Source organism: Schlesneria sp. (assembly GCF_036405755.1).
GTDB classification, from domain to species: Bacteria; Planctomycetota; Planctomycetia; order Planctomycetales; family Planctomycetaceae; genus Schlesneria; species Schlesneria sphaerica.
In genome coordinates, this window is sequence record NZ_DASWWZ010000517.1 from 1 (window position 1) to 11,850 (window position 11,850).

Annotated in this window: 8 protein-coding genes; 7 read left to right on the top strand and 1 reads right to left on the bottom strand. The window is 58.9% G+C overall.

Annotated elements, in window-relative coordinates; all coding sequences use genetic code 11:
- The 7 genes from VGE80_RS17510 to VGE80_RS17540 all read left to right on the top strand — a co-directional run.
- Nucleotides 1–1,130, top strand: a 1,130-nt coding sequence (locus VGE80_RS17510) for an efflux RND transporter permease subunit (RefSeq protein ID WP_440593564.1), incomplete at its 5' end; no start/stop codon positions are given.
- Nucleotides 1,131–1,806: 676 nt separating this feature from the next.
- Nucleotides 1,807–2,847 carry an SDR family NAD(P)-dependent oxidoreductase gene (locus tag VGE80_RS17515; protein WP_440593565.1) on the top strand — a complete coding sequence of 347 codons (1,041 nt, stop codon included), beginning with the start codon at nt 1,807–1,809 and terminating at the stop codon, nt 2,845–2,847.
- 67 nt (nt 2,848–2,914) lie between these two features.
- Entirely contained in the window at nt 2,915–3,688 is a 774-nt protein-coding gene (gene xth / locus VGE80_RS17520; protein WP_440593566.1) for an exodeoxyribonuclease III, read from the top strand.
- Between the two features lie 194 nt (nt 3,689–3,882).
- Nucleotides 3,883–8,391: an Lhr family helicase gene (locus VGE80_RS17525; protein ID WP_440593567.1), complete on the top strand. Its 4,509-nt coding sequence runs from the start codon at nt 3,883–3,885 to the stop codon at nt 8,389–8,391.
- A gap of 15 nt (nt 8,392–8,406) precedes the next feature.
- Nucleotides 8,407–9,297 carry an Fpg/Nei family DNA glycosylase gene (locus VGE80_RS17530; protein ID WP_440593568.1) on the top strand — a complete coding sequence of 297 codons (891 nt, stop codon included), beginning with the start codon at nt 8,407–8,409 and terminating at the stop codon, nt 9,295–9,297.
- 83 nt (nt 9,298–9,380) lie between these two features.
- Nucleotides 9,381–9,584, top strand: coding sequence for a hypothetical protein (locus VGE80_RS17535; protein WP_397569092.1), 204 nt, complete (start codon nt 9,381–9,383; stop codon nt 9,582–9,584).
- 302 nt (nt 9,585–9,886) lie between these two features.
- Nucleotides 9,887–10,423, top strand: a complete 537-nt coding sequence (locus VGE80_RS17540) for a pyridoxamine 5'-phosphate oxidase family protein (protein WP_440593569.1) — start codon at nt 9,887–9,889, stop codon at nt 10,421–10,423.
- Between the two features lie 508 nt (nt 10,424–10,931).
- Here VGE80_RS17540 and VGE80_RS17545 read toward each other — a convergent pair.
- Nucleotides 10,932–11,696 carry a hypothetical protein gene (locus tag VGE80_RS17545; protein WP_440593570.1) on the bottom strand — a complete coding sequence of 255 codons (765 nt, stop codon included), beginning with the start codon at nt 11,694–11,696 and terminating at the stop codon, nt 10,932–10,934.
- Nucleotides 11,697–11,850: the final 154 nt, after the last annotated feature.

Below are 11,850 nucleotides of genomic sequence, written 5' to 3' on the forward strand. Positions count from 1 at the left end.
GAATTCAGGGCCAACCCAACCTTGAACTGCCGATCGATTCGCAGAAATGCAACTACTGGGGAGTGAGTGTCGAAGACGTGAACTCGGTCATTCACACGGCCGTCGGGGGCATGCCCTTTACCTCCATGATCGAAGGGGAGAAACGCTTTGACCTCGCGTTACGCTATCCCGAACAGCAGCGAAACAGTGAAGAAGCGATTCTGAATATCCCCGTCGATGTCTACAACAACCGCGTGATCCAGGAAAGCGGCACTCGGAATCGAAACAGTCTTTCGACCACAGGGAGTAACAGCCAGAAGCCTTCCATCATTGGCACGACAATGGCCACGTCGGTGAATACCGCAACCAATATGCCCCGCCGACGACTGCGCGACCTGGTCACGCCACTGAATTCTCAGGGACAACCCGATCCGAATGGACGATTCGTTCAGCCCGGTGCATCGACGATCTATCGAGAGCAGGGACTGAGGATGATCGCAGTGAAATTCAGCGTGCGAGGACGTGACCTCGCCAGCGCTGTGGCAGAAGCCCAGACCAAGACCAGCGACTTGTTCCAATCCCCCTACTCTTCGAGCTGGAGCGGCGAGTTTGACCAGATGCGTGAGGCCGAAGAACGACTGATGGTGATCGTGCCAATCTCGATGGCCCTGGTCTTCCTGCTGATCTACCTCGCCTTCGGGTCACTGCTGGATACGCTCGCTGTATTCGCGAATGTCGTCGCCCTGTCGATGGGAGGCTTCTGGGCTCTGATCTTCACGGGTACCAACTTCAGTATCTCAGCCGCCGTCGGCTTCATCTCAATCTTCGGCGTGGCCATTATGGACGGCCTGCTGCTGATTTCGTACTTCAACCAGTTACGTTCCCACGGACTGCCGCTGAATGAAGCAATCATGCAGGGTGCCGAGAAACGTGTTCGCCCCATGATGATGACAGCACTCACTGCCATTCTGGGCCTGCTTCCCGCCGCCTTCTCAACGAAGATCGGCGCTCAGACACAACAGCCGCTGGCGATTGTCGTCGTCGGGGGAATGTTAATGACGCTCGTCATCAACCGCTATATGATGCCGGTCCTGTACAGCCTCTACGGCCACCGGGAACCGAACAAAAACGCCGCTAACATGGCCCACTAGGTCATGGAGTACGACTCCGCTCGCTCGTTGAGAATCCGAGATCCTCTCGCTGCCGGATCGTGTCCCCAGCCGGGCGCTGACACAATCGACATCCACCGTCATTCCCCCCCTTCAGATACGGACCGGGCATGTTGGGTGGGAAGGTCGTGGTCATCCCCGTCTGCACCCTCGTTCCTGTCGGCGAGGAAGCCTCTGCAGAAGCGGAATGCCGATCAGGGGACAAGGCTGTTCAGAGATTCGTCCAGATTGGTGAATCCGTCAGAATCACACTCCTGATTCGCTCTTCGAGATCCTCAGGGTTCAAACCGGAAGCGACTCCCGCCGGTCAGACATTCCAAGACTGTCAGGGTCTTGGTACCGTCACGGTCCCGCGGGGGTGATCCGCTCTCCCAAAGGGGCCGCCCCCCCCGCCCGGGATACTTCCCCGAAACATTGCCCCGTACGCGATCATCCTGGAAGCAGACCGTTCACACACGGAACTCGAAATCATGGGTTCGCGAGGAACATCGTCAGCACGGTCTGCCTTCCCTGCAAGAAGAGGATCTCATGACGCGGGGGAGAAGGGACCCCCTGCCGAGTCGTCGTGAAAAATGGGCGGCCATCGCCCGGCACGGAAAATGCAAACCTCCTGTCGGAACGGACGGCAGTTCTCTCTCTTCTCACGAACGGACACGTTATGAATCTCCCAGCCAAATGCCTGGTCGGTGCTGCGACTGCCATGGGAGGCTACCTGCTTGGCAAGGAACTGATCCGGCGAACGCGACGGTTTCCGTTTCGAGAGAAAGTCGCCGTGGTCATGGGTGGCTCACGTGGCCTGGGGCTAGAAATCGCCCGTCTCCTCGTCCAGCAAGGGTGTCGCGTTGCGATCTGCGCTCGGACCGAAGCCGATCTGGAGGCCGCGCGGACAGAATTAAGTCGTATAAACGCTTCCGTCATCACCTGCGTCTGCGATGTGCGCAGTACACCAGAAGTCGAGCGTGCGATCGCCGAGGTCGCAGGGGCGTGGAACCGCATTGACTTGCTCTTCAATGTCGCAGGACTCATGCAGGTCGGTCCCCTTGAATCAATGACCACCGACGACTTTCAGGAAGCGATGAACATCAATCTCTGGGGTCCGTACCGCTCGATTTCCGCCACACTGCCCCACATGCGAAAGCAGAAATTCGGGCGGATTGTGAATATTGCTTCCATCGGAGGGATTCAGGCAATTCCCCACATGGCCCCCTACAGCACCAGCAAACATGCCCTCGTCGGACTGTCGCACGCTCTACGGACCGAACTGGCGCAAGAGGGAATTCTTGTGACCACGGCCTGCCCCACCATCATGAGGACCGGCAGTCCGCGGAACGCCACCTTCAAAGGCCGCCACCGCGATGAATACACCTGGTTCGACGTCGGCGCTTCGATCCCCTGGCTGTCACTGGATTCCCGCAGCGCCGCCCGACAGATCGTCCGCGCCTGCTGGAATGGTGATGGAGAAGTCGACATCTGCAACTTCCTCAATCCCGCAACTCTCGCGGTCCGCTGGGCACCCCGGTTGACGGCCGAGGCCATGTCCGTTGCCAACCGACTGCTTCCTCCCATGGGAGGCATCCAGACCCAATCCGCCTACGGTTACGAAAGTGAATCTCCGGTTGCCCCCTCCTGGCTGACTCGAAACGGAGACCTGGCTGCAAAGAGAAACAACCAGATGCGCCCCCGGCCCGAACCGGCGTAGCCTCGCTCGTGCACTCTCGACCATCGATTGGATCCGGATACACTGGTAGCGGGAGCACACTGTTTCGATGAAGATCGCCACCTACAACGTGAATGGGGTTAACGGACGACTTCCGGTCTTGCTCCGCTGGCTGGAAGAGTCGCAGCCCGACTGCGTCTGCCTGCAGGAACTCAAAGCCCCGCAGGAAAAGTTCCCTGCCGCAGCACTTGAAAAGGCTGGCTATGCCTCCGTATGGCTGGGTCAGAAACAATGGAACGGGGTGGCAATCCTGACTCGCGGCTCCACCCCGGAATTGACGCGGTCTGGTCTTCCCGGAGACCCTGACGATTCTCAGAGCCGTTACATCGAAGCAGCGTACAACGGGATCCTCATCGGCTGTCTTTACCTCCCCAATGGCAACCCGGCTCCGGGGCCGAAGTTCGACTACAAACTGGCATGGTTCAACCGCTTGATCGAGTATTCCAAATCGCTGATGCGGCAGAAAATTCCCGTCGTGCTCGCCGGTGACTATAATGTCATTCCGACACAGCTGGACGCGCGGAAGCCGGAGAGCTGGGTTCGTGACGCCCTGTTTTTCCCCGAGTCCCGCGCGTTATATCAACTGTTGCTGCAGCAGGGCTGGACCGATGCGCTGAGACATCTGCATCCGACAGAGGGGATGTATACGTTCTGGGATTATTTTCGGAATTCCTACGAACGTGATGCCGGGATCCGAATCGATCATTTCCTGTTGAGTCCCCAGGTTGCGGGGCAACTGACCGGCGCTCAAGTCGATCGGCACGTCCGCGGATGGGAAAAATCGAGCGACCATGCTCCCGTCTGGATCGAACTGAAAGACTGAACGACGAGATCACCGTCATGCTCGTGCCATTAACCTGTTAACCTACAAACCTTTCGGCGGTTGATTTGTGCGACGATCGTTCGCTGCGCAAGCGTCAGCAAGCAGACAGGATCGACGTAGCACGTCGCTCCCATGGCAATGCTGGCCTGCGGAGAGTTTGATCGAAATCTCAGGAATCCAGTGACTCGAAAGCTATGCCACGCCGATCCACACATCTCGATCCTCTCTCCGCGTTTCACCCGCTCGTGAAAGAGTGGTTTCTGCAGAGTTTCCCCGAACCGACGGAAGCGCAGAACCGCGCCTGGAAAGAAATCGACCAGGGCGAGCACACCCTGCTGCTGGCCCCGACCGGTTCGGGAAAGACGCTTGCCGCGTTCCTCGTGGCGATTAATCGGATCATGTTCGGAACACGCCCGGATGGGGCACCCGCTGGCGTACGCGTCCTGTATATCTCCCCCTTGAAAGCGCTGGGAGTTGACGTCGAGCGAAACCTCCGGGCACCCATTGCCGGAGTCCGCGCGGTGGCCGAGCGGCATGGAGTGGTCCACTCCGTCCCGACCGTCGGCGTCCGCAGCGGTGACACCCCAACTGCCGAACGGACGAAGCTGGCGAAGCATCCCCCTGACATTCTGATTACCACGCCCGAGTCCCTTTACCTGCTCCTGACCTCTCGCTCACGCGACATTCTCGCCACGGTCGAAACGATTATCGTCGACGAAATTCACGCTCTCGTCGGCAGCAAACGAGGTGCGCACCTCGCCACGTCACTCGAACGGCTCGAGAACTTGCGGCGCCGAGAGGATTCCAGTCGTCCCCCCGTGCAGCGAATCGGACTTTCCGCCACCCAGCGACCACTGGATGAGGTGGCGCGGTTCCTGGGTGGAGCAGAAATCCAGGCGGAAAGTGATGACGTCGTCCCTCGCAAGGTGAGCATTGTCGAGGCGGGCCGCACACGCCAACTGCGACTGCGGATCGAAGTCCCCGTCGAAGATATGACGAAGCTGGGTGTCGAAGAAGAACAGTTCTCGGGCCCCGCAGCGGGCGGCCCCGTAAGAACATCCATCTGGCCTTCCATTCATCCGCGACTGGTCGAACTGATCCGACAACATCGCAGCACCATGATTTTCGTCAACAGCCGACGTCTGGCAGAACGGCTTGCCGGCGCGATCAACGAACTCGCCGAAGAAGAGATCGCGCTGGCCCATCATGGCTCGATCGCCAAAGACATCCGACTTTCGACCGAAGATCGGCTGAAACTCGGAACGCTGCCCGCCATCATCGCAACCTCGTCCCTCGAGTTAGGAATCGATATGGGTGCCGTTGATCTGGTGATCCAGATCGAGGCTCCCCCGTCCATCGCATCGGGTATCCAGCGCATCGGCCGCGCGGGACATCAGGTTGGGACTCCTTCGACAGGCGTCATTTTCCCCAAGTACCGTGGCGACCTGTTAGCCTGTAGTGCTGCCGCCGAACGGATGATGCGCGGTGAGGTCGAAGAGACCTTCTATCCCCGCAATCCCCTGGATGTCCTCGCACAGCAGATCGTCGCCATGGTCGCCCTCGAATCCGTCGATGTGCAGACCATCTATGACACCATGCGACGCGCGGCCCCTTATGCGCAACTCCCTCGTTCCAGCTTCGAAGGAGTACTCGACCTTCTTTCGGGCCGATACCCCTCGCATGAATTTGCGGAACTGAGACCCCGCGTCAACTGGGACCGTCTGGGTGGTATCGTCTCCCCCCGTAAAGGAACGCAGCGTCTGGCGATCCTGAATGCAGGAACGATCCCCGATCGCGGGACGTACGGAGTTTTCCTCGCCGGTTCTGATGGCCACAACAGCCGGGTCGGAGAACTCGACGAAGAGATGGTCTTCGAGACACGTCCGGGCGACATTTTCCTGCTGGGGGCGTCCTCATGGCGTGTGCTCGAAATCACCAAGGATCAGGTGCTCGTCGTCCCCGCCCCCGGTGAAGCGGGCAAGATGCCCTTCTGGCGCGGCGACGGCCCCGGCCGCCCGATGGAGTTCGGCAAGGCCATCGGCTCTCTCTCACGTCGACTCGTCCGCATGGACCGCGACGAAGCACAGAAAGCGCTGACGACCGAGCATTCCCTCGACGAACGCGCCGCCACGAACCTGCTGACCTATCTGCACGATCAGGCGGCCGCGACCGAAGAGCTGCCAACGGATAAAACGATCATCATCGAATGCTTTGTCGATGAAGTCGGTGACTGGCGGATCTGCGTTCTGTCCCCCTTTGGAAGCCGCGTGCATGCTCCGTGGGCGATGGCCGTCGCCGCGCGACTGCGCAGCGAAACCACGGGCGAAGTGGACATGATGTGGACCGACGACGGGATTGTGTTCCGTCTCCCCGAGGCAGACGAGCCACCTCCCGTGGAACTGTTTCTGCCATCCTCAAGCGAAATCGAAGACGAAATTGTCGGACAGGTCGGCTCGACGGCGCTCTTCGCTGCCCGGTTCCGTGAGAACGCCGCTCGTGCATTGCTGCTCCCTCGCCGGCAACCCGGCAAGCGAACTCCCCTCTGGCTGCAGCGACGCAAAGCGGCCGACCTGCTCTCGGTCGCGTCCCGTTATTCGCAGTTCCCCATCCTGCTCGAATCCTACCGCGAATGCCTGAGGGACGTCTTCGACATCAAAGGTCTGCGGAGTATTCTTCAGGAAGTCGAAAAGCGTTCGATTCGCGTCAAACAGGTGATCTCCAGCAGCGCCTCTCCGTTTGCCTCGTCGCTCATGTTCAACTACGTGAGCAACTTTCTTTATGACGGCGATGCACCCCTCGCCGAACGTCGTGCCGCGACGCTGGCACTGGATCAGGCGCAACTCCGCGAACTGCTGGGAACCGCAGAACTGCGTGAACTGCTTGATGCGAACGTCATCAGCCAACTGGCCCTGGAACTGCAACTGCTTGAGCGAGCCTATCCGGTTTCTGATGCCGACGGACTGCATGAAATGCTGCTGTCGCTCGGAGACCTCAGTCGCGACGAACTGCTCGCCCGGCTCGGGATGCCGCGAGAACAGGGCGTGGACGCGCTGGAAAAGTGGCTCACACAACTGACTGACGAGCGGCGTATCCTCGAGTGCCGGGTCGCTGGCGAGTCGCGGTTCATCGCCGCGGAAGACGCGGGCCGATACCGTGATGCGGTCGGCATCGCGGTGCCCCGCGGCTTGCCTGCCGCCTTTTTGCAGCCGGTGGAGAATGCTCTCGTCGACCTGATCGGACGGTTCGCCCGCCGACACCCCCCCTTCCCGCTGGAACAGGTTGCCGCGCGGTTCGGCCTGGCTCCGGCGACGGCCACGATGGCGCTGAAGGAACTGGCCGTCACAGGGCGACTTCTCGAGGGAGAATTTCTGCCGGGGGGACGCGAACGGGAATGGTGTGATGCCGAGGTGCTGCGTCAGCTCAAGCGTCGCTCACTGGCACGACTGCGTGAACAGGTTGAACCGGTCGAACAAGCGGCACTCGCTCGTTTTCTGGTGAACTGGCAGGGGGTTTCTCAGCCCCGTCGCGGACTCGACAGCCTGCTTGATGTCATCGAACAGTTGCAGGGGGTGGCACTTCCTGCCTCCGACTGGGAACGTCAGATTTTCCCCGCCCGCATCAGCGATTTTCGCCCCAGCGACCTGGATGAACTCTGTTCGTCGGGTGAAGTTTTGTGGCAGGGTGCCGGGGCACTGGGACCTGACGACGGCCGAGTCGCGTTCTATCTCGTCGATCATTTCGCTCGACTGGCCCCGCCCATCCTCCCGACCGAGGGAGACCTCGAAGAGAAAATTCGCGCCTCACTGTCGCGCCGGAACGCCGTCTTCTTCGACGAACTCGCCCGCGAGATCGGGGGCTTCAAGAATGAAATCATCGACGCACTCTGGCATATGGTCTGGACAGGCGAAGTGACCAACGACACGCTCATTCCTCTCCGCTCTTTACGACATCAGAAACAGACGGTCCACAAGTCGACACGCCACAAACGAGGCTTCCGGTCGCGCCGGATAGCGGTCCAACCCGGAACGGAAGGACGCTGGTCCCTTTTAAACGGGGCCGTTCGGGAGGCATCGTCACCTACCGAGCATCAGACGGCGGTGGCCACGCAGTTGATCGAACGCTACGGCGTGGTGACGCGAGAAATGGTCGCGTCTGAAGGAATTGAAGGGGGCTTTTCACGGATCTACCCCGTCTTCAAAGAAATGGAAGAAATCGGGCGGATTCGCCGGGGCTACTTCGTCTCCGGTTTAGGAGCGGCCCAGTTTGCAGCCCCGGGGGCGGACGATCGCCTGCGCGAGCAAACAACAACCGACGACCCGGGCCACGAAGTGAAGGCCATCGCGCTGGCAGCAACCGATCCCGCCAATCCGTACGGAGCCGCTCTGCATTGGCCAGACAGAACCGATGAGGCACGTCCGGCACGGACAGCGGGTGCACGTGTCATCCTCTGGAACGGTTCGCTGATCGGCTACTTGAACAAATCAAGCGAGCAGCTCCTGACGTTCCTCCCTGTAGAAGAACCTCAGCGGACGAAGGCGCAGACGGCTTTGATCGAACTCTTACGGAGTCTGACAACCGACAATAAGCCGCTCTTCCTGAACCTGATCGATCGGCTGCCTCCAGAGTCAGCCGCGATTGCAAAACCTCTTCAGGCCGCCGGGTTCGTCTCGACCAGTCGCGGATTCCTGCACCAACGCCGCTAGTAAGGAGTACTCGCAATGCCGGAAGGAGATACCATCCACCGCGCGGCGACGCGGCTGAAATCCGTGCTGAATGGTCAGACGATCAACAAAGCCGATTCGGCATGGCTCGGCCCGCAGGCCAGCTCGCTCGACGGACATACCGTCGAGTCGATCCAGGCACGTGGCAAGCACCTGCTGATGTTCCTCGACGACTGTCGCGCGATCCACTCGCACATGGGCATGACCGGCTCGTGGCATATCTACCGCCCGGGAGAACTATGGCAGAAGCCGGCACACCGTGCCGCGATCACACTGAACTGCCCCGCCGTGTGCGTCGTTTGCTTCACACCCAAGCTGCTGGAAATCCTCAGCGAATCAGCTCTGCGTCGTCACGACTATCTCAACCGCCTGGGGCCCGACCTGCTGGCAGGCAAACCCACCGATGAGGAAGTCCTCTCACGCTTCCGCCAGGCGAACAACGCGGCCATCGGCATGGCCGTATTGAACCAGACAATCGTCAGCGGCATCGGCAATGTCTACAAATCAGAAGTCCTCTTTAACTTGAAGATCCATCCCCTCACCCCCGTCAGTCAACTGAGCGATGAGCAACTTCTGAGCATCGTTTCCATCGCGACACAGATGATGGAACGGAATCTGGACGGTCGCCCCCGTACCACGCGCTACACGCTGGACGGCGGTCGCTATTACACGTACGGACGAGGAGGCAAGCCCTGCTATACCTGCGGCACACCGATCCTGGTGATCCGACAGGGGGATGCCGGCAGGACGACGTATTTTTGTCCCCAGTGTCAGCCCCCTTCCCCCGTCCCGACAGTCGCTCCGCAGCTTGAAGACACAAAACCGCAGCTCGTCGAGGTCATCACAAAACAAATTGATCGAAACACCGAGGATCACAACTTAGAATAAAGGCGAACGGCAACTCACAGAGAATCAGCAAAGCCATCGTCACCTCTCGCAATTTCCTATCGTCCCCGAAAGGCAGGTCCGCTATGTCTCCTGATGAAGAATTTGTTCGAGCCCGTCACCCGAATGCCGATCTGGTCGAAGTCAGCCACCCCACGACAGGCCAATGCAAATGGTGCATCCACTATCACGCCGAACTTGATTCCAAGATCATGGGACAAGGTGACTCGATCGAAGAGGCCTGGGCCAATGCACGGGCGCATTGCGCGGATGATCCCGAGATCGTTTAGGACAGTGCCGGTCGAGCATTCCAGTTACTGAAATTTGGACGGACCCGGCCGGGCAGGCTCACCGACGGGAGACGTGAACAGTCTTCCTCCGTCAACAGGCTGTTGAGAAATGGGGGACTGGCTCCGAAGTCCGCTTGAAATCAATAAGAAATCTGCCTTGCTCACGGTGCCTGTCCCACGTTTTCAACAGGCCCTTCCTACGAAGAACAGTGGGAGACGCCCCCCCTTTTTCGCCGGCCGCGGCATGGAGTTTGCCAGCAGAAAGCTTCAACCTAATCTCGTTCCCCCAGCAGGCGATGATCATGAACTCCATCAATCAGAATCAGCCCGAGATGAATCATCAGGATCTGCACGGTCCCGACGCCGTTCGTAAGATCCAGGAACTGGTTAAGCTGGCTCAGAACTGCTTTTTCTGCACCTCCTTGGAAAATGGCCCCGCCAGCTCGGCTCGCCCGATGAACATCCGCGAAGTCGATGACGACGGGCAGCTCTGGTTACTTTGTGCGAGCGACAGTTTCCTCTACGAAGAACTGATCGCTGACCCGGTCGTGCGATTGTACTTTCAGGGATCAACCCACTCTGACTTCCTGCAACTCACCGGCCGCGCCACGGTGACAGCGGATCAAGCAAAAATTAAACAGCTCTGGGAACCCATTCTCAAGACGTGGTTTACGGAGGGACTGAATGATCCCCGAATTCGTGTCATCCGAGTCTCCCCAACGGAAGGCTACTACTGGGACACAAAGCACGGGATGGCGGTGGCAGGAGTCAAAATGCTCATCGGCTCCCTGATCGGCAAAACCCTCGACGACTCCATCGAGGGCGAACTGCATGTCTAAGTCGTCCCAGCGCTAAGTGCTGAGTCCCTATGACGAACTCCCCGTTAGCTCCGCTTACGTGGAAACGGAGAGATACGGCAGGTCACTAGGCGGAATGCAGGTCTTCACGGGTGCCCCAGACGTCGCTTTGGACGTCTGGGTTGCCATGCAACAGGAGGCCATTGTCATCGCGCGACGGTGCGGTTCACAGTTGTCTTCACTCTGCCACGGCAGGGACCTTAAACGAAGCAGCGCCTCCGCTCATTGCGTGAGACTCTCTGATCGGAGCAGACGTTACCGGGCCTTGATCACGCAGAGCCATGCGGACATTCCCAACCGAACTGAACGACCAGCCCCTCCCAATTCGGTGACAGTTGCAATACTGCAACCAGTTTCACTGAATCCCCAGTCTACGTTAATCCTGACCTCACCGGAGCTTCGACCGATTGGCCTGCAGCACCGTCAGTTAGACCAGCATTTTCATCGGATCGCTTGAGGCCTTTTGGGGTACAGCCCCAAGCCAATGAGCTCACTTAATCAGAGTGCCTTCGCCCCTATCGCTGGGCGGCTTGTCGGCGGCATAGAGCCCCTCCGGATGATAATGAAACACGATCAACTTTCCTCGCACGATCGTGAACCGCTCAAGTTTGCCCTCCTCATACTTCAGCAGCACATCTCCATTGTTGCGGTAGAGCTGACCAGTCCGGTCGTAGGTCTTTTCACCGAACTTCACTTCACCATCTCTTGCTATCTTGTACGTGTGCACCACATTCTTAAACCGAACGAACCAGTGTCCTTCGAATTTTTGAAATTCTGAGGGCTTCGAGAACTCCTCTCTCTCTTCGCGGATCGCTTTTGCGACGGCGAGATTGCCCTCTTTGGTGTACTGCTTAATTGCGGCTTCATACGCCTGCTCAAGCTTCGCCGCCGCAATCCTACATCGTGAGTCGAATGCCTTCTTGGCCTTCGAGTTCAATGACGGCGGAAACTCAGCCCTCTCTTCGAAGGCCACGATTTCCGCTTGCGTCACCTCAATCGCTTTAAGATCTCCAACCGCTTGCTCCGATGCCGCCCTGGCATTCAGCATCTCCAAGATGCCCGCCTGGGCAGCCTCGAATTCTGCTTCGTACTTCTCTTTGGCTGCAATCAACGATGCTTCGATCGCATCTCCATCGCCAAACGCGTTTCCTACTCCCGCAGCGATGATTACCGCAGCCCAGCAGACGAGTCGAGCGATATAGCGCATCCCTAAACTTCTCCGGCTCAGCCAATAGGCAGCTTGAATTTCGCTCATGAGAGACACCCCCGTGGACTTGCCCATGAAATGTGGGCGCGAGGAAAAGCGAGTATGCTTTTCTTCAAGGAGTCCAGAGGATGTCGAAAGAACGTCGGAAGCACACGCCGGAGTTTAAGCGTGAGGCATTGAGTCTGATCAGCAGTCAACAGTT